18 protein-coding genes are annotated in these 23,271 nt (G+C 36.0%); 13 read left to right on the forward strand and 5 right to left on the reverse strand.

The features are described from left to right. The first annotated feature begins 363 nt into the window (after positions 1-363). The 12 genes from DCC35_RS15940 (at position 364) to DCC35_RS15995 (ending at position 13,418) form a co-directional block, all read left to right on the forward strand. Positions 364-2,523 carry a S9 family peptidase gene (locus DCC35_RS15940; protein ID WP_137091747.1) on the forward strand — a complete coding sequence of 720 codons (2,160 nt, stop codon included), beginning with the start codon at positions 364-366 and terminating at the stop codon, positions 2,521-2,523. A gap of 613 nt (positions 2,524-3,136) precedes the next feature. After that, positions 3,137-4,492, forward strand: coding sequence for a S41 family peptidase (locus DCC35_RS15945; protein WP_137091748.1), 1,356 nt, complete (start codon positions 3,137-3,139; stop codon positions 4,490-4,492). 276 nt (positions 4,493-4,768) lie between these two features. Continuing rightward, the gene (locus DCC35_RS15950; protein ID WP_137091749.1) at positions 4,769-5,647 is read left to right on the forward strand and encodes a TlpA family protein disulfide reductase; all 879 of its coding nucleotides are present in this window, start codon (positions 4,769-4,771) and stop codon (positions 5,645-5,647) included. 550 nt (positions 5,648-6,197) lie between these two features. After that, positions 6,198-6,554 (forward strand): YciI family protein, encoded by a 357-nt coding sequence (locus DCC35_RS15955; protein WP_137091750.1) that lies wholly within the window; start codon positions 6,198-6,200, stop codon positions 6,552-6,554. Next, positions 6,544-7,749: a sigma-70 family RNA polymerase sigma factor gene (locus tag DCC35_RS15960; RefSeq protein ID WP_137091751.1), complete on the forward strand. Its 1,206-nt coding sequence runs from the start codon at positions 6,544-6,546 to the stop codon at positions 7,747-7,749. The genes DCC35_RS15955 and DCC35_RS15960 overlap by 11 nt, the downstream gene beginning before the upstream one ends. 158 nt (positions 7,750-7,907) lie before the next feature. Further along, positions 7,908-8,159, forward strand: coding sequence for an FUSC family protein (locus DCC35_RS15965; protein WP_137091752.1), 252 nt, complete (start codon positions 7,908-7,910; stop codon positions 8,157-8,159). Positions 8,160-8,497: 338 nt separating this feature from the next. Then, the gene (locus DCC35_RS15970) at positions 8,498-8,731 is read left to right on the forward strand and encodes a hypothetical protein (protein WP_137091753.1); all 234 of its coding nucleotides are present in this window, start codon (positions 8,498-8,500) and stop codon (positions 8,729-8,731) included. Between the two features lie 54 nt (positions 8,732-8,785). Further along, positions 8,786-9,148: a hypothetical protein gene (locus tag DCC35_RS15975; protein ID WP_137091754.1), complete on the forward strand. Its 363-nt coding sequence runs from the start codon at positions 8,786-8,788 to the stop codon at positions 9,146-9,148. A gap of 631 nt (positions 9,149-9,779) precedes the next feature. Next, on the forward strand, positions 9,780-10,022 hold the full coding sequence (locus DCC35_RS15980) for a hypothetical protein (RefSeq protein ID WP_137091755.1): 243 nt from the start codon (positions 9,780-9,782) through the stop codon (positions 10,020-10,022). Positions 10,023-10,573: 551 nt separating this feature from the next. Next, on the forward strand, positions 10,574-11,137 hold the full coding sequence (locus tag DCC35_RS15985; protein WP_137091756.1) for an STM3941 family protein: 564 nt from the start codon (positions 10,574-10,576) through the stop codon (positions 11,135-11,137). Between the two features lie 193 nt (positions 11,138-11,330). Further along, complete coding sequence (locus DCC35_RS15990; protein ID WP_137091757.1) at positions 11,331-12,185, forward strand: hypothetical protein; 855 nt, start codon at positions 11,331-11,333, stop codon at positions 12,183-12,185. Positions 12,186-12,581: 396 nt separating this feature from the next. Further along, positions 12,582-13,418 (forward strand): GAT domain-containing protein, encoded by an 837-nt coding sequence (locus DCC35_RS15995; RefSeq protein ID WP_137091758.1) that lies wholly within the window; start codon positions 12,582-12,584, stop codon positions 13,416-13,418. Between the two features lie 181 nt (positions 13,419-13,599). Here the strand turns inward: DCC35_RS15995 and DCC35_RS16000 are convergent, their stop codons facing one another. The 4 genes from DCC35_RS16000 to DCC35_RS16015 are packed head-to-tail and all read right to left on the reverse strand — an operon-like array spanning position 13,600 to position 20,862. Next, positions 13,600-18,303: a sensor histidine kinase gene (locus tag DCC35_RS16000; RefSeq protein WP_137091759.1), complete on the reverse strand. Its 4,704-nt coding sequence runs from the start codon at positions 18,301-18,303 to the stop codon at positions 13,600-13,602. Beyond that, entirely contained in the window at positions 18,300-18,848 is a 549-nt protein-coding gene (locus DCC35_RS16005; RefSeq protein WP_137091760.1) for a protein kinase domain-containing protein, read from the reverse strand. Before DCC35_RS16005 ends, DCC35_RS16000 begins: the two co-directional genes overlap by 4 nt. Before the next feature lie 14 nt (positions 18,849-18,862). Continuing rightward, entirely contained in the window at positions 18,863-19,543 is a 681-nt protein-coding gene (locus DCC35_RS16010) for a DUF6989 domain-containing protein (RefSeq protein WP_137091761.1), read from the reverse strand. A gap of 11 nt (positions 19,544-19,554) precedes the next feature. Next, the gene (locus tag DCC35_RS16015) at positions 19,555-20,862 is read right to left on the reverse strand and encodes an oxygenase MpaB family protein (RefSeq protein ID WP_137091762.1); all 1,308 of its coding nucleotides are present in this window, start codon (positions 20,860-20,862) and stop codon (positions 19,555-19,557) included. A 468-nt stretch (positions 20,863-21,330) separates the two neighbouring features. Here DCC35_RS16015 and DCC35_RS16020 point away from each other — a divergent pair, with 468 nt between their 5' ends. Continuing rightward, complete coding sequence (locus DCC35_RS16020; protein WP_137091763.1) at positions 21,331-21,774, forward strand: hypothetical protein; 444 nt, start codon at positions 21,331-21,333, stop codon at positions 21,772-21,774. A 198-nt stretch (positions 21,775-21,972) separates the two neighbouring features. Here DCC35_RS16020 and DCC35_RS16025 read toward each other — a convergent pair whose 3' ends face one another. Beyond that, positions 21,973-23,184: a hypothetical protein gene (locus DCC35_RS16025; RefSeq protein WP_137091764.1), complete on the reverse strand. Its 1,212-nt coding sequence runs from the start codon at positions 23,182-23,184 to the stop codon at positions 21,973-21,975. Positions 23,185-23,271: the final 87 nt, after the last annotated feature.

Below are 23,271 nucleotides of genomic sequence, written 5' to 3' on the forward strand. Positions count from 1 at the left end.
TTACTTCAAGTAGTCAACCCAGCACATCCGGGACTTTATTCATAGAGTTATCTTATTATTTCGAATTCGTAAATACTACGTATTTCACCCTTTGGAACACTCATATTCATGAGTTATATTCGCCAGTCAAGGCACACAATGTATATAAGTAATAGCTGTATAAATGATGAAACGAAAGGTTAGTGAGTAGAAATCCGCCCCAACTCATACATTTAACGTCTGCCTTAACGAACAGGTAAGAGATAATCAAAAAATCAAAAAACTCCAACCTGGAAGACCTTCAAAAAGCGCACTTCTCAATAGTTAGAAGGCTATTTTGAGTATTATAAGATTATTTTACTAAACTATTATTATAGCAAAAAAATGCAACAAATCTCTTTTTGGCAAACATGGATAGTGGCAGGCTTACTGATGGCGATGTCCGCAACAGTCACAGCACAGGAAGGTGAGCTCACTCTTGATGACCTGTTTGCAACTCCAAAACTCACAGGAATAACCCCGTCTCGTCCTGCGTGGTCACCAAACAGTGAGCACTTCGCCTTTTCCTGGAGTGAACCGGAAGATCCCGGGCGTGGCCTCTGGGTATCCACAAGCGATGGTAAGGACGTGCGCCTCAGTTCCAATACGGCATCCGGGTCAGTGCGCGAAATGGTCTGGACCGACGCGAACACAATTGTCAGCCTGCGAGATAACAATCTATGGCAGACATCGCTGAGCCAGGGAGACGACTTCAAGATGATGCCCGTCGAAGCAGGTGCACATAACCTGTCGATTTCACCAGACGGCAACCAAGCGGCGTACATACAGAACGGTGACCTGTGGCTTGCTGATTTCCATTCCAAACAGAATCGCCAGCTCACCAGGATCGGCATTCCCGGACTCTCGATCTTACAAAAGGGGCGCTACAGCCGACCTGAACGTGAAATTGGTCCGGGTATCTGGAGTGGACCGACATATAAGTGGTCACCGGACGGCAAGACAATCGCATTTCACGTTGTTGACCGGCGCAAGGTGAGAAAGGTGCCGTTCCCGGATTATCTCACTTCCGAAACCAATCCCAACGAAGTGCGCCGGGGTTATCCGGGCGATCCAAATGAGATTCGCAGGATTGGCCTTCTCGATGTAGAAAGCGGTAATATTGTGTACCTCGATTTGCCCGACCCGGACGCCAACCAGGTCATCGATTTCAACTGGTCGCCGGGCGGTGCTCTGCTGATTGATACCGCATCCGATACGGCGGTTGAACGTAAAATGTTCGTCGTTGCACCCGGAGAGAGCCAGCTGCGCGAGATTTGGCGAGGGGTTCGGGAGAGCCGTATGTACACATCGTTTGGATCGACCTGGCATCCCGATGGAAAGAATGTCATTTTCTTAAGCGATATGGCTGATCGATACGGACTTTATACGATCGATGCCTCACCGTCCAGGGATCGGCCGCAGCTGCTGACAGATCCGTCCTACGATGTGCTGTCCACACCAAGTGTTGCTGGTGGCGCGCTGTTTTATGCAGGCAATGGCGTTAATCCGCACGAACAACATGTGTATCGCCTGAATTTGTCCGGTGGCGACCCCGAGCAGATGACGAATCTCCCAGGCCGAAACGTTGGCTACCCTTCACCGGATGGCCGCCACCTGGTATTCATGCACAGCAACGATACATCACCTCCCGAGCTTTACGTGGTAAGCAGCGAGGGTGGTGACGCTAAGCGAATAACCCACTCACCATTACCCGCATTCACGGAGCGAACCTGGACGGCTGCGGAATACGTTAGTTTCCCAAGTCTTGTCGATGAATACACACTGCATGCCCGGATTCTGAAACCAGACAATATGCAGCCCGGTAAGAAGTACCCGGTGCTGTTTGGCCCCGTGTATTCGAATACTGCGAGGAACCGATGGGCAGGTAACTACAGCCTCATACAGCAATTCCTGGTCAAAAAGGGATATATCATAGTGCAGGTAGATTCACGTGGCAGCAACGGTTATGGTCGGGCATTCCGTGAAGAGTTCCTGCTGGGTTTTGCCGACCAGGACATTGAGGATTATGCGAGTGCCGTAGCCTACATGGAATCATTAAGTTATGTTGATCCCGATCGCATCGGTATCTGGGGCAGTAGTTACGGTGGCACACTCTCCGTTTATTCGCTTTTGATGAAGCCAGGCTTATTCCAGGTAGGTGTTGCTGCAGCGGCGGCCGTTGACCCAGAGTTCTTTGGTACGGACGACGTTGCGATTGTTCGTCGCCCACAGACACATCCGGAGATTTTCGAAAGAAAAGCGCTCAACTATGCAGCGAATCTGGAGGACAAACTCCTGTTTATCCACGGCATCCAAGATCAGGTGGTACCATTCAAGACAACGGTCGAGTTAGCTGAAGAACTGATTAAACAGGGCAAGGACTTTGACTTTGCGTTTGCTCCGGGTGCCACGCATGGATGGAGCCGTGAGCCGAATTACAATCGCTACCTTTTTGGCAAGATAATCGAATACTTTGACCGACACCTGGCTGTGCCAAATGAATAGGTATATGCAGGTGTCTTGTTGCAGGCGTAGAAGAACGCCTGGATGATATTAAAACGCCACAATATAAATGATATACCACATGCTTTACCTGAGTTTTCTGAAAGTGAAACACAGCAAGGAAATAGCACCTATATTTAAGAGTTCAGAGTCACGTGCTATACCCCCTTGGCTCGCGTTGCTTTTTCAGAAATACGCGTACTCAAAAATAAGCATTTGATCCTTACCCTCACCAGCCCAAATATGTATTCATCCTTTATTGTCTCAATTATGATAGATAGAATTAAAAAAATGAAAGGACGATTAAAGTCCTTTCAATCTTTTTTGATACTGTTAATCCTGGTTCACTGTCAGACACTAGTTTTTCTATTTCTCACTTCATTAAACACCTATTCGTAAACTGTAACAAACGGATAAAATTTATCAAACTACAGTCATTTACGTACGTTTACTAACAGGTATAAATAATAGGAAATATTTGATTTTGAGCTGTTATCTGCTATTTTTATCATTTACAGAAACTTATTAAACATCAGAACAAGGTTGTTTACAGGAAAAATAAAACGTTCTGAGTAGTGATCAGCCATTTGTAAGCAGTAATTCATAAGTTATAGAAATGAAAAAAGTAATAATATCGATATTCTTCTTGCTCGGACAGATATCGGTTTCAGGGCAGAATATGGGTAAAGAACATGTTTTGGAAGACCTGAAAAATCTTCGGAATAATATTCAACAGTATAATCCGTCGTTAGAAAAATATAACCCGGATTTTGAAAATCTTTCGATGGAAATTATACAGTCGGTACAAAAAGATTCCATTTCAATCTTTGACTATTTCTCTTTGGTCAGTGAATTATGCGCTCTAAGCAATGAAGGTCATTTTACACTTGGAAATTGGCAGGACTCTATTCATAAATGTATTCCTGAAAGTAAATGTCCTTATTTTCCTGTATCTGTGAAATTAATTTCAAATCAGCTTTATGTCTGGAATGATTATTCCAATGAACAATTATTAAAAAGTGGTGATAAAATTATTTCTATTAATGGTCAGACCTCAGATGAAATAATAAAAAAATTACAAAAAGTAATTCCTTCAGATGGTGACATTCTAACCTATTCAAACAAGAATATTGAAATCGGATTTGCCTGGTTATACTTTTTTTATATTGAACAAACGGACATGTTTAAGTTAGAATATCTTCGACCAAACCAAGGGGTTAAATCTGTTACTATTCAAGCACTTTTGAAATCTGAACAAATCTCAAATTTCAAAAAACACTTTAAAAACGATGATATAAATCAAGGAAATGAACTCAATGCATTTTATGATTTACAACTTAAAGAAGGATATGCATTTATTAAACTACCCTCTTTCGACTACAAAAAAGTCAATCAATACAAAGTTAAGTCAAAGAAACTTTATAAAAGCATTTTCAGAGAACTGGCAGATAAAAAGATTACCAACCTGGTTATTGATCTGAGAGATAATACAGGCGGACGTAATGAATTTGCAGACGACATGGTTCCATATATTCTTAAACCTGAAAATGCAGATTCGTATTTAAAAAAAACAATTTCATGGGAAGGGAAAGAAAAAACTTATAAAATGCCCAGCGTATCAAAATATGCATTTGAGGGTACAATTTATGTTCTGGTTAATGGAAAAACATATTCAGCAGGTAGCTCGCTTGCTCGATTCCTTAAAGAATATGCAAATGCTATAATTATCGGTGAAGAGACCGGTACGCGTTATGAAGGCTTTTCAGCAGGTTCCATTCAATCTGTTGTACTTCCAAATTCAAAACTAAGAATTGGAATTCCCCGCTATCACATTTTTTATCCTGAATCTGAAAAACAAAATACCCGAAACAGGGGCATTATACCGGATTATCAAATCAATTATTCGTTTGAAGACATAGAAAACGAAACAGACCTTCATTTTGAAAAAGCTTTAAATTTAATAAAAAGATAACAACAGCAATAAAAGGACATTTTAATATCTCTTGAAGGACAAACCATCCCTACAGCTACATTGAATTTTTACTTTAATATTCTTAAAGAAAACTCATTATCAACTAGTTATTAGTATCCGTTTACCTATGGGTATAAATAAGAGAAAACATTTTAATTTGAACCGGGAACATCTATTTTTAAATTTTGGACAACCAATTCAAAAAATATAATAGAAATTAGATCGACAGAATCACTATAAATCATTCATAATCTACAACCAAAACCAAATTGCCTCATGAAAAAAACTGCAATAACACTATTTTTAGGGATTATAGCTTCATCAATCATTATGGGCTTAATGTTCTATTTTTTTCTTTTTCTTAATCCACTAAATATACATGAAGTCAATTCATTAAAATGGATTCCTGTTCTAATTGCGGTAACAGGAATATTTATAAGTGGAAAAATAAATAAAGAAACTCCGGTAAAATATCTTCCTTTTTTATTAATCCCATTCATCATTTTTAAACTATTTAATTTTGCATATTTTCCATTTATTTTAATCCTGATAGCTGTAGGAGCTATTACTTTATTTCTTACCAGGAATCACAAAAAACCTGGATACAAAACTATTGGTTGGGTTGGAGTGACAGGTGTTTTTGTATTCTTTCTCATTTCCCAGCCTCTCATATTAGAAAAAGAAGATTTTGGTTACGATAAAAATGGAGAAATAATTAATGCAAGTATAATATGGTCAATTAGTGAAGAACGCGTTGATTTGCCTGATCACGTATTATTTGATAAAAATGATGATGCGTTTAATATAGGTAAGATCGTCGGACAAAAATATTTAATTACTTTCTGGGCAACCTGGTGTGCCCCCTGCTTAAAAGAAAAGCCTGAATTAGATAAATTAAAAAAAGAATTTGCCAATAAAAGCAGTCTCAAATTTATTGACGTATCATTTGATAACGACAGGAATAAATGGGAGAATTTTTTAAACAATAAGCAGCCGTTGGGGAAACAACTAATTTCAGAAAATCAACAAAGCACAAGCAGAGAATTCAATTTCAATGGAATCCCAATGCATATTTTAGTTAGTGAGGATGGCACTTATAAAAAATATCGCTCATTAGAAGCTGTAAAAAACGTAATTAAAAGAGATAGTAAATAGCAATAGCTACCATGAAAAATCCTTTCGCCTCTAGCAAAAGTTTTTACTTGTGCTTTTTGTTTAAACTAAGATTTATAAGATTAAAATAGGATAGGATGATTTAAATCTCTCTAATCTTTTCAAATCCTGGTCAATCGTGGTTCTCCACAAGCTAAGCAAAAGGAACTATTTTAATTTAGGCAGGAAACAGCTATTATTACCATCTACAGGAATTTACTAACAACCAATACAATCACCAGTATAAAATCAAACTCACCCTTTTTTCTGAATTAAATAATTGCAGATCCCAAACGCGCAAAACCTGTGATATAAACCTCAATTAACTTATTTTCAATCTGTTCAAGCATATTGAATAAGAAATTATATGAAAAGAATCGTGGTTTTCTTTCAAAAGAAAACCGGTAAATTTAAAGGAAGCGTTATAATAAAACTGAACCGGATAGCAATATCAATTCTGCTAAAACCAGTGAAACTTGAAAAGTTTATTAATAAAATGTCCAATTTAAGTCCTTGAAAATGTCTTTAAGGTGAAACTTATAATTCTAAGACAATGAAAAAATTTCTATTATTACTCCACGAAGACATTGAAAAGTTAAATAGTTTATCTCCAAAAGAAATGGAGGAACTGGTCAAAGCACATATGGCATGGGCTAATAAACTTTCAGAAGCTAATCATCTAATTTCAGGTGACGGATTGAAAGATTCAGGAGTCCTCATCCAGGGAAAAGACAGCGTTGTAAAAGATGGACTATACATGGAATCGAAAGAATTGATTGGTGGATATTACCTATTACAGGCTGAAAATCTGGATACCGTTGTTCAAATCGCCAAAGAATGCCCTTGCCATCTATGGGGAGGAACAACGGAAATCAGACCAATTATGGAAATGGATGACTATGAGCAATAATACTCACAAGGAGATCGAATCCAATTTCCGGGCAATATATGGAAAACTGTTTTCTGTTCTTATTAACCGGTTTGGTGTGAAATATTTCAACGAAATCGAAGATGCGCTTCAAAATGCTTTCTTAAAGTCGTTAAAAACATGGCATGCCAAAACCCCTGATAAAATCGATAACTGGCTATTCATTGTTGCCCGTAATGATGTCATTAACCAAATCAAACGAAAAAACGGATCACCTTATCAGTCCTTTGGAAACAATATAGATGAAAATTGGGAAGATACAGACTTAAGACTCCAGACTATATTATTTATTTCGTCATCAAAAATTATCTCTACCCAGGCTAAAGTAGTATTCATCCTTAAAAATATATTTGGACTCAATGTCCGTGAGATCAGCGAAACTACTTTCTTAAGCCAGGAGGCCATTTATAAAAGTATAAAACGGGCTAAAAGCACTTTAAAAAATGAATTTGCTGGTACAACTATCGACATCATTACCGACGAAGCCGACTTATCCACGATTAGTACAGTGGAAGATATACTTTATGGAGTCTTTAACATTGGCTACGATTCGTTTAATAAAAAAACACATTCGATTGTCGATGAAGACCTATGCCTGGAAGCCCTGGCACTTGGTAAATTATTGTATGAAAAACACAGCCAGGTCTCGACTAAAAATTTACTCTCCTTGTTTTGCTTTCACATTGCCCGAATACCATCGAAAGTAATCAATGGAAAATTCATCCCGTTTTTTAAACAAGACAAAACCAAATGGAATAATGAGATGATATATATGGGGTTCCGTTATTTACAAAAGCCTGAGGAACTGAACCGATATTATATTGAGGCGCTAATAACCAGTAAATATATGACAGCTGAATCCTATGATACTGATCATTGGAATGACATAGTTAGCCTTTACGAGCTGCTAACCAGGCACCACCCCTCACCCATCGTCAAATTAAATCTTTGCTATGGGTTATATAAAGCAAAACAAAAGGAACACGTCCTTGATTTATTGGCTGAAATTGAAAGTGATCTTCCTTCCGGCCACATCTATTTTTCATTAATCAAAGCAGAATTACTACGAGAAAAAACACCACTGGAGGCTGATAAAATCGTCAAAACCGTTTTGGACAAAATAGATCAATCCGTCAGGAGAGAATTTATTTTAGCAAACAAACTAATTGCATTATAAGAAACTAAACAGCACCTGTTTGTTTTTAAATTAAAACCGACTATTTTCGGATTATTCAACACCATTTCACTCTGCCTCTGGCCAGTCCATTAGGGAGAATAATGAGCTGAGCTTATTCCAATAATAAGCTTAATCAACAAACCAAAACCAACTGAAAAATGAAGACAAAAAAATTAGAAGAACTATCAGATGAAGAATTATTAAAAGAAGCAAAAAAGATGAAATCTTCGGCTATGATCAATTCATTATTTATCGGTTTTCTCATGGGCATCGTTGTTTACAGTATATGGAAAAACACCTATGGCTTCCTGATGATTATACCTTTATTTTTAGTGTATAAATTAGTTAAAAAACCAAAGCACGATAAGAAAGAATTAGAATACCTGCTAATGAAGCGAAAACTGAAATAGAATATTGAATAAGATGAAATATAATTTTAATTCTAAACCTGTGCAGGCACCACCGTTATCTGGAGTTAAGCTATCAACTACAGACAGCATAGTCAAAACGCAGCCATGAATTGCATGAGTTAATCAAACTAATCGATATCAGAATATTGAAAGCACCTCAAAACCCTCACTGTGTAAAACCTGAATTAATGCTTTCAATGCTTCCTAAGACAAGTATTTTTTAAAAACTCAATATCATTTTTCCTTATTCTACCACACTAATTATATTAATTATTTAGATTGGAATTTTAATTAATCAATACACCATTATCAGAATACTTTTAACCAAAACTTAAATTATGAACATTCCAAACCCTTTAAATAAAACGAGCATTTCATTTCTGCTATTTTTCTTCACGGTGGTAGTTATTAAGTCTCAATCATACAATGTTAGACTTACGAATAGAATTGATTCCGATATTTTTGATCCGGTAAAAATCTACCTGAAAAATGATAGTATAAAAGAAGGTTTTGGACTTATTCCTTACCCCTTTTCAGATCAAGTTCTTTTCGTCGAGGAAAAAGCAGGTTAAAAGGAGATAACGAACGAGGAATGGGAAATATATTATCCCAGAGAAATTAATAAGATGGAATTAAATAGTAAAATGTATTATCCTGTAAACTCAAGGGGGAGTGGAGGAACTCAAATATTTCTATTTAAAATGTATGAAAATGAATCGATTATATTTTATTCAGGATATGAAACCATTGATGAACTCAGTGAGGGTGGAAAAACGGTAGTTCATGTTCATATAAAAACTGAAGAAAAATCAGAAAAGATAATAATTAACTTTAGTAAGGATCATCAAAAAATACCGAAAAAATTGGCAAGAAACCTTAATAATTGCAGTCAATTATACGATGAAATTGAAACAGGTAAATATCAAAAATCTGTATCTGATTTCATTAAACTACTTGATTTTTATGATGAAAACTGCATTATAAATTAAAACATTACCAGGAAATTTACTTTACAATATAGTTTCACTTTTCTTCAATTTACGTTTTTTAAAAATTAGCTGATTGGAAGACAAAGGCAAGAGATGCCAACATTAGCACAAGATTGTTCTTGTGCTTTTTTGTTTACATTTATAATACTGACAAAAGACCATATAACCAGTTTTAAATACAAGGTTTGTGGATAAAGATACTTCTTGATTATTGTCAATATTGGTTAATCCACAGGCATACTATTCTTAACCTCAGCACGCCACTATATCCATTAGTAAACGGTTACTAACGGCTACAATACTACCCGCTTACTATCGGTTATAAACGTTTACTAACAGGTATAAATAAAAGAAATCATTTGAATTTGACCTGGAAACAGGTATTTTTAGGTTTTTAAGGGATTTATCAAATACCAAAACAACGATAAATATATAATGTATAAACGCGACAGAGTGGCTAACAGCCATTTGATAGGCATTATTAAATACAATACAGATGAAAGAGACAGTTGAACTTATTCAAGCCATCCTTACAAGCGTTTCAATTTTAATCGGTGGTGGTTGGGTTTTTTACCGTTTCATTCTTCAATAGGAAAGATTCCCAAATATCAATTTCACCACAGATATTAATATGATTGGAAAACAAGGAGAGTTTTGGATAGTTGAGCTTACAGCAACAATTGAAAATAGAGGCAAGGCTCAACACAAAATGTCTAAAATTGGCTTTGACCTAAATGCAATGTTCGAAGATGACCAAGTCGAATCCGAAGAAAAATGGGGAGGTCAAATTAATTTTCCACATCGATTGGTATGGGGTTCTTACTTACCTAAACATCAGAAATACTTTTTCGTAGATCCTGGAACTAAAGCTTAGTATTCGTATTTGACAAAAGTTCCATTGAATACAAACTGTCTTGTTCTTCATTCGAACTTTATTTATTCAAAAAGAAAAAACAAAAAGCATACAGCTGAGAAGACTATTAAAGTTGAAAATAAGGAACAAAACAATGTCTTACAAAACCTTCCATGAATAATCCTTTCCCTTTAAATTAAATAATTAACAAAGAAAATTTAAACTGCCTTATAACAATATCTGTTTAGTTATGGCGGCTGAGAGGCCAGTTAAACCACCGAATTCCCGCTGGTTGTCACCATGGTTTTATTTTTGGGAAGTAACTATTATCTTTGAGTATCAGCTATGCGATTTTTAATCAGCCGTATGTTTCGGCAGACACCTTAACGTGGCAGGGTAGAATGCAATTTCAAAATGACAGAATCTGAACTTTTAATAGCATCCGTCTTAGGCACCATTCTATTTTACACTATTCTTTATCTTGTAATCAGAAGCGCCAAAGGTAAACCTCTGAAGCGAATTTCAATTTTATACGGAATACTAATGTTAATTCAATTTTAAAATCTACTGTTTTGAAGAAATCACCTATTGAAATACCACTTAGCAAGTTGAAACTGACTCTTCTTTTGACAGGAGCTGCAGCTTTTGTCGTTGCAGGATTTCTATTTGCTATTGAACCTGCCAACTTCGGATCACGAATATTCAATAACGAACAAGTAATTAGAATTGTTGGAATCGTCTCAATGATATTCTTTGGAGTTTGCCTTGTCTTTATACTACGACAACTCTTTGATGACAAAATCGGGCTAAGAATAGATGAAACAGGGATTACTGATAATTCTAGTGGTGTAAGTGTTGGACATATCGATTGGAACGATATAACTGGCATTGAAACTTTCCAGGTATATCTATCCAAATTTATTGTGTTAGAAACAGATAAACCCGACAAATACCTTCAAAGAGCCAGCAACGGGATAACAAAACAGGCTATGCTAGCCAACAATAAAATATGTGGATCTCCACTAACAATCAGCTCGAACTCCTTGAAGATCAAACATCAGAAATTGGAGGAACTTATATTAGAAAAGTGGAATGAATACGGCAAAACAGACGCTCTGCAACAAGTGCTTTCATGAATAAATGGTTTTCTGTCAGGATATTATTGTGAGATTTAGAAAGTCCGCCATAAGTTTTAAATTTAAATCAAGGCATGGATATGTTCGAGACGAGAGGTTTTAAAACCCCGCACTTGCATAGCCAGGTCGATGGCGGTAATTTAAGATCTGAGAGAACACAATGAACACTCTATCCCACATATCGACATTAATAATGCTCACTTTAGCACCGTTTGCATTTGCACATCCAACGGGCAATATGATAACTGTGGGAGACCATGTTCTTTGGTCTTACATCAATCCGATAAATGATCCAGATCATCATGCTTGCATTATGATTTGGGAGAAGAATTCAGAGCCAAAAGTTTTTTTACAATCTGAATATTCTGCAACTGATTACATGTTGTATAATGATCAGGATGACATATATATAATTGAAAGGCGACATCAAGAAACTACACAGAGCTTTGAATTTCGACTTCTGAAAGCAACCATTGACAGGAAAGTAGAAGTTATTTGGGATTGGTCTAAAGATGAATGGCGAATTGGAGAAGGCGGTTTTTTTATGTTATCCGACAATCAAATGATATTTGGAAAATACCCTGAAATTTATTCTTTAAGAAAATACGGAAGACCACAGAAATATTTTGATATTGGCCGATCTATAAGAAGAATAAGAGCAGTTGAAAATAACCTAATCCTCCTGCTGGGAGAAAACGCCTGTTATTTGACCCGACAAGACGGAAGCATAGTGAAACAATGGAATCAATTGATAGACGAAAAAATTAAGGATGCACCTTTAAACAGGAATCAAATTTTTGATGTCGATTATAAAAAAGGAAATTTACTAATCGCCTATTGGGGAAAAAGATCATTTGAATGGATAGACAAAAGCGGAGAACGGCAAACTCTTATTCAACAGTCAGAGCCTCTAACACCGCATTGGGTAGCATTATGGAACAATAATAAACTACTATTTTCTTCTGAACTCATTTTTGACGGAAGTACACCTCAACCTCGATTAATTTTAATGGATAATACCGGAAAAAGTAATGTGATATGGAATTGACTATTTAAGAGCTCAATCAGGACAAAATGAATAGCATTTCAATTCTCAGTCTATATTACCTCTCAATAAAAGAAGATAGGGTCACCACTAAAAGATATTTTAACCAAAACTGCTACGTTGAAAGGCTTCAACATATTGATAGATTATGTATCCAAAGCCTTTAAAGATTAAAATAAAAAGGCTAAAAAAAAGTTGTACTCCGAGCTTAACTTACAATTAGATTAAGAAAAATTAATTATTTTTTGATATGAATTGGTTACTAAAGATTATAAAAGGCTGTATTGAATTGGGAGTAAACAATCATATGCAGTATCCCTTAAGCGACAGATATATCTTACTAATATCATTTCACTAATTTTAGGAGTGCTTCTGTTAATTTTCTTATCAATAAGGCTATTGTTTTTTGGTAAAGTTTTTTTTGGTGTACTGGATTATGTAATCATTTTACTGATATTTCTAGCTCCTCTTGCTTTAAATGCTCTTTCAATGACAATAGCTAGCAGATTACTATTATGTATAGCACCGGTTGCCGTTACTTTTTATCAGTTTATAACTCCACTAGTAAATTTGCAAGGGCAAATCGAAGCATCAATGTATGATGGTGCCAGAATATACCTTATTGCTTTTGGGGTAGTTCCCTATTTACTTTTTGACAATAAGACTCCATGGCTACTTGCTTTTGGCGTTTTACCAGTTTTAATATCCATCTTCTTTTTTGATCAAATTATGGCTTTAGCAGGAGTGGGATATAAGCAAATGGCACTTAATGACATTGATTATCCGGTTATGTGGCTTAGAACTTCAATTGCATATATTGGAATAAGTTTAATGAGCTTGGTGCTGGTGAACATGGTTACTAAAAATGATCAATCAAATCAAGAGTTAATCCAGAGATTAAATGATAAGTCTACTTTAGTTGAACAACAAAATGCTGAGCTTAATGAAGTAAAAAACGATCTTCTTGAACTTAATGCAAATTTAGAAAACATTGTCTCAGAAAAGACTCAAAGCATCATAAAGCAAAATCAAGCACTGGCTGAATACGCATTCAGAAACGCCCACCAACTGAGAGGTCCAGTTGCACGGGTGCTAGGATTAATTGAATTATCGAACATTACAAATGAAATGGAGTTTGAATGGTTCATTAAAAAAATAGAAAATGAAATAAAGGACATTGATAAAACAATCAAGGTAATAGGCATAACCCTTGACGGTGCTGATAGTTCTTCCTGATGTCATTTATAGTTTAGGGACTATTAAGAAGCAACAAATAAGAATTAAAGTATGAAAATAGATGAAATTGTTTTTCCCAATAATGGAGAAGCATTTGATGTTAATATTGACAATTAACACAACAAACAAGCTACAACAATATATTCCATAAAAACCCCTTACCTTTAACCTTAATCCCTTGCTAATCAATCACTTTTAAAACCGGGAATTTTAAGTAAAAAGAAGCTCCTTTTTCTATCTCGCTTTCGCACCAGATATTGCCTTCCATCGCATCAACGTAACGCTTTACTATCGCAAGTCCCAGCCCGGTCGATTTCTCTCCCCCGGTTGGTTTGGCAGACAGCTTTTGAAATTTGTTAAAAAGCATCTTTTGATCAGATTCATCAATACCGGGTCCGTTGTCATTAACTTCTACTTTAACATTATCACTTGAATAATTTACAACAACATTTACCTCCCCGCTGATAGGAGAAAATTTAATCGCATTAGAAAGTAAGTTTTCTAGTATTTGGATAAAAAAGTTTTTATCCAGCCTGACAAGGCCTTTATTATAGTTAGAAGTTAGTTGCAGTTTGATTTTTTTGTTTTTTGCTTCCTGTAAAAAAGAATCAACTACCTGCCTGATTACCTCCACAACATCAAATTCTTCTGTATTCAATTCAATCTTTTTTGCTTCAAGCGCACTGATATCCAGTATTCTCGTAATCATTTGATTCAACCGGTCAGTGGCATCAATCATCTTATCCGAGCATTGGATTACACTTTTATTATCTGTTTCCAGTTTAATCAAGTGAGCCAGGCCTTTCATTTGATTCAGTGGGCTTCGTAAATCGTGAGAAACAACATTGATCAAATCATCTTTTTCCTGGTTGAGATCTGTGAGTTCTCTATTCTTACTTCTCAACACTTCACTTTGCTTTTCCAGTTCTTCAGTTCGTTCTTCTACTTTTTGTTCAAGACTATCATAAAGTATCGCATTTTCTAATGATACGGCCATTTGACCCGATAGAAGCTTAAGTATTTCAACCCGTCTGACGTTAAACACACCGGTTGTCAGGTTATTTTCCAAATGGATAAATCCTGTGATCTTTTGTTTGTTTATAATAGGAAAACACAAGATTGAGCGACACGTATTTTCCACAACATATTCATCATCTACAAACCTGTCATCTCTCTGTGCATCTTCAATGATTAATGTCTTTCCTGTTCTCTTAACAAATTGTATGATCCGTTCTGAATACAACTTTCCTTCGTTGACTTCATTTTCAAAGGGTTCAGAAATCTCACCTTTCTCATTTATAATTGCCTGTACCTGTAACTGACCATCGACATTTAAAATAAACACACCGCTTTGTGCTCCGGCATTTTGGGTGACAATTTTTAATAACTGATGAATGAGCTTTTTGAATTTAATCTCACTTGATATAGCAGAGGATGCTTTAATTATGGTTGATAAATCAACGAGTGATAGATCTCCACTGAGTTCATTATAAGTTGTTGATACCACAGTCCCGCTGGAGGAAAATAAATCCTGCGGACCGGCATAACTTTGTAGCTTCATTACCTTTATAGCCACACCCCATTTTTTATAGGCAGTGTATGCCTTAGTGAAATATTCAGATTTCTTACTTAAATCACCAATTGAATCATAAAATTTAGCTGCCAGGTCATAAGCTATAGCCAGGTCATTGGTATAGTTATTTTTTGTTGCCTCAACTATACTTTGATCAAAAAGAATCTGAGCTCTTTCCTGATCCTTATTGAATAAGTGTGCAAAACCTGCCTCTACAATCAGAAACTTATGGCTGAAGTTCATTGGTGCATACTTCATCCATTTCTTCATCTTCTTCTGATTACTTTTTATTCTTTTTGACCACTTCCTTCTTAATGATTCAGAATTTGAATTCTGGCATAATCCCAATCCGATCAACGAGTCATAAAATACATGGTGAGGAATGAATGGTGTACTCATTGCCACTTCCAGTTCGTTTAATTTCTCACTGTGTTCATATGCTAAATGGTATTCATCACTCAAAAGATAATGACTCATCTTAAAGAAATGGAAATGAAAAAGAGCTGTCTTATCATTCCTTTTTTCCTGGTGATCATCCTTCTTAAGGAAATTATTCTCGTTAAAATACTTCCCAATAAGTTCTGCCGGATTATCAGGATTCTCAGTCAGATTAGCAATGGCTTGCAGATCAATTGAGCTATATAATTCATACGATTTTTGTTTCAACTGACCGATCTTCTTGTGAAAATCTTTAAGTCTTTTTAACAATACCGGTAGGGACTCACCTAATAAGAATGAATGATAAGAATGAACAAATATTGATCCTGCAGCGAATTCCTGGTCACCCGATTTCAAACCATCCTGATAAGACTCCAGCAGTAAAGGCAAGGATTTATTCAGGTGATCCTTCCAATGGCTGATAAAGGTGGTAAAGATTAATTTTGTCCTGGAATTCACCTGGCTTGCATCAGGAAAAGAATCAAGCATTTTCAGTGACTCGACACCATAGGAATACCCCTCATTCATTTTTCCTGATATTCCACAAAGTAAAATACCATAGGCTGCATAGGTAGAAATCAAATTTGTCGACGTACCATACTTTAAGGATAACCGAAGCATTTTCATAATTACCAAAGGAAACAACTCCGGGGTCACATGGTAGGCTGCCGATGAAAAACTTAAAATAATCTCAAGGATCGCCAGTGCTTTAGGATCCTCAATTGGAGGAAGGTCATTAAAATGGCTGGCCTCCTTTTTACCGATTAAATACCTCGTTTTCAAATAACTTATAACGATCTGAAATTTTGTCGGCTTAACGGGAAAATGAACATCAAAATTCTTCAGAACATTAATCCCCAGGTCAGTGGCTTCCTTATACCTGTTTCTGGCGATTAATGAATAAATCAACACCCTGTAAGCATCTACCTGATCGTAAATTGAATCAGACTGGTTAAAAATTTGGTCGCCCAACGTGTCCATTTTCTCATAATCACCAACCAGGTAAGCACATTCCATTGCACCAATTATCAGGTCAGGAAATCCCTCATAATCACCTTTGTTTTTTGAAGAAGAGAGTAGCTTAATCGACCGTTCGTATAGAGAAAGAGCATTTTGATAAGCCGATGAAGATTTAGCTTTGATAGCAGCCTTATGATTGAGAACAACAGACTCCCTTCTCAATTCTTTTCCTAATTTCTCATCGGGCCCATTGTTAAGATGAAAAACTATATCAAAGATCCGATCCATCAACTTTTCAGGATCGATATTCTTAAGCATCTGCTCTCCGATTTTCAGGTGGAGCTCCGATTTCAATTCTTCTGAAACCATCGAATAGGCTGCCTGCCTGATCCTGTCATGAGAAAACTTATATTGAATACTCTTTTTACGTTCATTATTCTGAACACGACTGTGTATGTGAATATAATCAGGATTTTCATCCAGTAAAGAAATGTATTGATCTTTTACCAGGTGATAAAGGCAGGCCTCTACCTCGTGCCCGGGTTTATTACTTATGAGGGATATAGTTTCCAGGTCAAAAACATCACCGATGCATGACCCTAACATTAATATTTCTTTATCCTCTTCATTAAGTTTTTCTATTTTGCGAATCATGAACTCTACCACATTATCGGTAAAATTCATTTTTTCCATTTTACTTAGATCAAATTCCCATCTGCCCCCGGCATCATCAGGTTGATGATATATAAGTTTATTTTCATGAATGGATTGTAAAAATTGATTTACAAAAAAGGGATTACCGGCAGTTTTATCGTGAACCAATTTAGCAAGTGAAGCCCCTTGGTTCTGATTCATCAAAAAAGTATCACATACCAGGTCTTTGATATGATGTTGAGAAAGTTCACTAAGGTTAATTTTATTAATCTTTATTGAACTATCCAGACTATTTATTGCTATTGCCGTTGGATGCGAATCATCGATTTCATTATCCCTGTAAGCACCAATAAAATAAAAGTTGTCAATTTCTTCATCGCTAATAATCTTTTTCAATAAATGCAAGGATGAGCTATTGGCCCACTGCATATCATCGATGAATAAAATTATCGGATGATCATCTGTTGCAATAGCCTTAATGAATTTTAAAAAGGTATAATCAAATCGATTTTGAGCCTCATTTATACCCAGTTTAACCAGCGGTTTTTGTTTACCAATGATTAGCTCAAGGTTTGGAATAATATCTGTCAATAGTTTTCCTTCCGAACCTAAAGCGATTTTCAATGTATCCCGCCAATATTTCAACCTATCTTCATTTTCAGACAACATCTGGTTTGTAAGATAGGTCAGCGCCTGCACCAGGGCATGGTAGGGTATATCTTTTTGAAATTGTTCAAATTTACCATGGATAAAATACCCCTTCTTTTTCGTTAGCGGCTTGTACACCTCATAAATAAGAGAAGTCTTACCCGTTCCGGAATGACCAGTGATGAGTGATATCTCTTTACTCTCTCCCATACTGCCGATTGAATCCAGGAGATCAATAATTTCTTTGTCCCTGCCATAAAGCTTTGAAGGTGTTAAAAACTTCTCCGAATGATCTTTCCGGCCAATTTCAAATCCCTTAATATTTACTTTAAGCTCAGTTTGGTTGTAACAATCCACCAAATCAGCCAGTAATCCACTGGCAGTTTGATAGCGTTGTTCCATGTTTTTTGACAAAAGCTTAGATACTATATCAGAAATAACTTGTGGAATAGCATGATCAAGTTCTACTAAGGATACTGGCTGAATTGCCAGGTGAGCATGCACCAGCTCCATAGGGTCTTTGTCAATAAACGGAAGCTGCCCGGAAAATAATTCATATAATACCACACCCAGTGAATACAGATCTGACCGCTGATCAACTACGTGATTCACGCGCCCGGTTTGCTCGGGGATATATAAGCGAGTGTCCCGGCAACATAATTCGAGACATTTTGAACTTCTGTCTTCGTGTTAAGCCTGGTTGCTAATCCGAAATCAATCAAATTAACTTCCTGGTTATTATTTACCAGGATATTGTATGAATTTATATCCTTATGAATAATATCATTTTGATGAACTTTTTCAATGACCTTACAAATAGCAATGGCAACTTGCATTCGCTCAATAAAAGGAGGGGCTAGCTTTTGTAAATACTCTTTTAGGGTAAGGCCTTCGACATAATTAAGAATTACAGCAGGACAACCGTCAACTACAGTCTGTCCATGGGATTTCCTGACTCCTTTTAAGTCAATTTCTTTTAATAATTCGTATTCATTTAAGATTTGTGAAGTATAAGGGTAAAAATTCCTTTCTTCCCGGATTATCTTAATTAATACGGATTTATCAAGATCATCATTTTGCTGAAAATAAATAAGCGAGTTTCTTCCCTCAGCTATTTTTTTGGCTTCCTCCCCTTCTAAACGAATTATGTCTTTCATGCTTAAATACTATTTTATGGAGCAATGAAATAAGCTAATATTGCACTACCCCAAATCCATAAGCCTTCTAAAACTCCCAAAATCAGGGCTATCAAAAAACTTTTCCTTTTAACAATCAGATAAATACATACAGGTAATAATAAAGAAATCAAGGCCTCACAGATAATAATGTAATAAGGAGCATTCCAAATCATTGAAACATTCTCATACCACCACCAACCGGCATCTTTAGCGAAATTTTCATAAAATGGAATGTACATACCCCCAGCAACAGCCATGATAATTGAAGCCATCAGAATGCCTTTCCATCGTATCAAAAGCAAACTATAATATCCTAATTGAACAAATACATTAGCCCATGCAAAAGGCATATATAATGGTGAACTCACCACCATTGGTTCATTTCCCGGATAAATTAACGCATTGATCGTTGCTACAGAATAATGATCGGCTATTAACTCCAAAACACCCCCGGTCAGACCAAAAACAAGAAGTAAAAAGATCAACCTACTCCTGGTTATTACTCCATAAATTATGAATGCCCCAAAAACTAAATAAGTAATTATTGCAGCCGATGTTGGCCCGGCTTTTAAAATTGAACTTCCTAACGACCAGATCATCATCATTACCTGGGTGCCGACTATAAACCAGGTATTTCTTTTGTTGACACCCCAATTAATCGAACTATTTTCCATAAATATAAAAATTAAACTCCATCCTTTTTGTGTTGCCAGGCCAGCCTGTTCCCGAAAAAATCAGGTGTTAATAAAAACTTATTTTGCCATTCATCTACGATATTCCAGTCTTTGCAAAGGGAAGGAGGAATAAAAAAGTGAATGTTTTTACCACCATTATAATGTTTTAGATATCCATGTAAAAGGTGCTTATTAAAATATCCTGAAATGGCCTGGATAATCTTAGAATGGTCTTCTAATCGACTTATTTCCCTGGATAAAAATTTACTGATTGCCATAATCAGTTTTTCTTTAGTTCCTTTAATTTCTTTTACTCCAATTGTCGAGCTTAGATCTATTCCTGTTGCTGCTGACATATCCTTGAAAAAATACCAAATCATATATTCTGAAACCCCATTAAATATGGTTCCGGGCATAATGGTATCGATAAAAGTAATACACGACCGTGTCAGTTCTTCCCCTTCCGGTGACTGGGCAGATTGGTGCTTTAATATTTTTACTGCCAGTTCCCAATTATCTTCTTCTGTTTCAGGAAGAAATGCCATATCAACTCCCATCATATAACCTATTACTCTCCAGCAGTGTAAATAGGCTTCCTTTTGATCCCGGGTTAATTCTATATTCAGATTCTTTAGTCCGTTAAGAATTATTGGGCTAAACGACATTAATGTGCCGGCAAGATCTTCCTGGTTAATAGGCTCACCAAGAACATCTACATCCCAACCATTTGGATTAAACCGCTCATGTTTGAGATAATATCTTATGGATGCATGAATTAATCTAACCTTTTGCAGTGTGATGACTCCGCTTCCACCACTTGATAATCCTCCGGGAGACATAGCATTAACCACCATTTGAGCAGTTTCCATTAATCTTCTGGTCATCGGATCTGTATCACCTCCCCTGTCTAATAATCTGCCGGTTTTGTAGAGTACCTTTGCCCCTTTACTGCATGTATAGCACATGGGTAAAGAAAGCACGTTTAACAACATGAATATCTCAGGTCCGAAAAGGCTAAACACCTTCTCTCCCATTTTGATCTTTTTATTATCAATCCAGGAAGGTAATGTACTTGTTCTTTCGAAATATTGGGTAACTAATTGATATACTTCCTTCGGCAGATCCTTAAACATATCCGGATGATAGCTGTCATTTTTTACTAATTTTAAAAAAACATCATTCACTTTTTCTTCATAACCAGATGCGATTATTTGAGCGATAACCTGATCTGCCATGGGGTCGGTATGTTTTCGCTTTCTTTTTAAAAAATCGTTGGTAATTACTTCCGGATTAAATGAATCAGCTTGAGACGTAGTCATTCAATTAAAAAATTGGGTTTTAGATAAAAAATTGTTTTTGCGCAAACAGTACAATAATACAATTTCTTATGTTATAAACATTTAATTTATTATAAAAATAGTCCTTTCGAGCGCATGGTAAACTAAACGCATTTGTTATAGCTGCAATTAGCCATCATTTATCTTCCATCTTCCTGCTTCTCTTCCACTTGTATAAAATTGGTTTTGAGCATATATATCCTTCAAAAATCACAATACATCATACTCATTCGTAAACGGTTACAAACGGCTACTAATTTATCCAATTACAGTCGGTTACAACCATTTACTACGGGTATAAATAATAGAAAAAGTTTGAATTTGAGCTGGAAACAGCTATTTTTAAGATTTAAAGGAATTTATTAACAACCGAAACAACGATAGTTATATAAGGAATAGGCCGACAGAGTCGGTGAAATCACTTTATTCCAATAAATGGGCTTACCTATTATGAATAATAAAAAAGTATCTATATCGGAGCCATGCCACATGAAGTGGAATGAGTTGGATAAAATTCAAAAATCAAAAAGCAGACACTGCAGTGAATGTTCTATAGATATTATCGACTTCACTACAATGAGCAACGAAGAAATTATTGAATATTTATCAGAAAGAAAAAATAAAAAAGTGTGTGGCAAATTGTTTTCTTCAAATGAACATTCAAAATATTCAAAAGTGCAAATGAAGGTATTAAACTGGCACGAGAGCATAAAATCCAACTTCAGCAATAGTTACTTCAAATCAGTCGCTTTAGCATTATTGGGATTGATGGCTACAGCAACCGGATGTGTACAGGAAATCGGCGAACCAGCCTGGCCATGCCGGGAAGAATTGGTACCCGACACAACTACAGTAGATCCAGGTGATAGTACTTACGTTGAAATTTGTAATTAAACAAAGAAGCCAAACCTGGTAATAAATATCAAAATAAATATACTAGCTAATCTACCTTCTATCAGAGGTTTAGCGAAACTGCAACGCTGAATCTCTTATGAATTGCAGGATTCTTTATAAGATGAAATGCAACAAAAGTGCGGTTATACATTCATTGACACATTTAATTGATTGGTAATACCCAGGATACCAATAAAATTAAAAATTCTTTTTCGCAGTATGATCATTTGGAGGGATAAGCAAAAGATCATAGCTATAAATCTCAAATTTCTCACGTTCAGTAACCTCCAGTTTTTTAGCTTCAATTTTGTCTCTAACAGGTCGGAGATCTATTAGAGTCCAGCGTTTTTTTTCACCAGCTTTCATGAAGTTTGATACATCCTCCCATCCTTTTTTACCTGTATAATCTTTTCCGTTTTTATATCTCCTTAAATGTCTGATAGTAAGAAAACCAGTATTATTCTGCTCTGCTTTTTCCCTTAGGAATTGCCCCACATCATTTACCCCAAATGGCGACTTACCACGGGTAAGATGGACACTCCCTAGCTTCACAAATACTTTTGGATACTCTTCATTTACCTTTTCATACTGTTTCTCAAAGTTTGATTTCATATAATCTGCGCGTTGCTGATTGGAGTTTTTTCCACGTACACTTTTACAGTAGATATCAAGACTTGTATAAAAATGGTCAATGTGATTTGCAGCCTCTGGTATATCATTAAATTCATTAAAAAATCTTTTCAATCCTTCGTGCTCATAAAGCTCACAATAATAACTGTAACCCAAACTGAAATTCGACTTTCTGATCATTTTATGGATGATTTTCTTTAACTCATAATATTCATTTTGTAGTTGCATACCCGGAGACTCGTTATAAGAATAGATCGAATCCAAATGCATCTCAAATGAGTTAGCGAACTCCTGATCAAGCCCCCAAAAATCAAACCCTTCCTCTGATGCTTTTTTTATAAAAAGTGCATCTTCCTCCCTGTCAACAAATATAATTGGAACCATAGAGCCAAAAAGGCGATTTCCATACGCTCTATTGATATATGCAGTTTTTCTTTGTGTCTCCTCGGGAGGAATAGCTGATTTCTCAAGAAACTCTGCTGAATAAGGTCCTGTTTCCAGTGCTAAATGGTGGTAATTCGCTTCTGCTAATAAATCAAGGAAAGCCACTGTAAACAAGCTCAATTGTTCTGACCGGTGTAATTCTGCAAGCCCGACAAATTGTGCAGATCTAACTTCTTTATTCAAAAATTCAGCAACATCACCCTCAAGCCTATAATCTGGCGTCAGGGAAAAGTGGAAGGCTTTATTGTTAAGTTCATGTAATAACTTATTTTGAGATCTTAACTTAAAACCTGACCATACGGTGATTAATATAAAAGCCGGAATTATGTACTTCATAAAAATTGTAGTTTGATTAAGCTCTCCAAGAATAGCATATTGTTCCTACTCCAACACAAGCTTGTAAATTCCATTTATTCATTTAAA

The organism is Mangrovivirga cuniculi, from assembly GCF_005166025.1.
Classification (GTDB): domain Bacteria; phylum Bacteroidota; class Bacteroidia; order Cytophagales; family Cyclobacteriaceae; genus Mangrovivirga; species Mangrovivirga cuniculi.

Bases quoted from the DNA above. Each gene is read 5' to 3' on its own strand.
- DCC35_RS15940 (WP_137091747.1), top strand. From the start codon at position 364: ATGCAACAAATCTCTTTTTGGCAAACATGGATAGTGGCAGGCTTACTG.
- DCC35_RS15945 (WP_137091748.1), top strand. From the start codon at position 3,137: ATGAAAAAAGTAATAATATCGATATTCTTCTTGCTCGGACAGATATCG.
- DCC35_RS15950 (WP_137091749.1), top strand. From the start codon at position 4,769: ATGAAAAAAACTGCAATAACACTATTTTTAGGGATTATAGCTTCATCA.
- DCC35_RS15955 (WP_137091750.1), top strand. From the start codon at position 6,198: ATGAAAAAATTTCTATTATTACTCCACGAAGACATTGAAAAGTTAAAT.
- DCC35_RS15960 (WP_137091751.1), top strand. From the start codon at position 6,544: ATGAGCAATAATACTCACAAGGAGATCGAATCCAATTTCCGGGCAATA.
- DCC35_RS15965 (WP_137091752.1), top strand. From the start codon at position 7,908: ATGAAGACAAAAAAATTAGAAGAACTATCAGATGAAGAATTATTAAAA.
- DCC35_RS15970 (WP_137091753.1), top strand. From the start codon at position 8,498: ATGAACATTCCAAACCCTTTAAATAAAACGAGCATTTCATTTCTGCTA.
- DCC35_RS15975 (WP_137091754.1), top strand. From the start codon at position 8,786: ATGGAATTAAATAGTAAAATGTATTATCCTGTAAACTCAAGGGGGAGT.
- DCC35_RS15980 (WP_137091755.1), top strand. From the start codon at position 9,780: ATGATTGGAAAACAAGGAGAGTTTTGGATAGTTGAGCTTACAGCAACA.
- DCC35_RS15990 (WP_137091757.1), top strand. From the start codon at position 11,331: ATGCTCACTTTAGCACCGTTTGCATTTGCACATCCAACGGGCAATATG.
- DCC35_RS16005 (WP_137091760.1), bottom strand. From the start codon at position 18,848: ATGAAAGACATAATTCGTTTAGAAGGGGAGGAAGCCAAAAAAATAGCT.
- DCC35_RS16010 (WP_137091761.1), bottom strand. From the start codon at position 19,543: ATGGAAAATAGTTCGATTAATTGGGGTGTCAACAAAAGAAATACCTGG.
- DCC35_RS16015 (WP_137091762.1), bottom strand. From the start codon at position 20,862: ATGACTACGTCTCAAGCTGATTCATTTAATCCGGAAGTAATTACCAAC.
- DCC35_RS16020 (WP_137091763.1), top strand. From the start codon at position 21,331: ATGAATAATAAAAAAGTATCTATATCGGAGCCATGCCACATGAAGTGG.
- DCC35_RS16025 (WP_137091764.1), bottom strand. From the start codon at position 23,184: ATGAAGTACATAATTCCGGCTTTTATATTAATCACCGTATGGTCAGGT.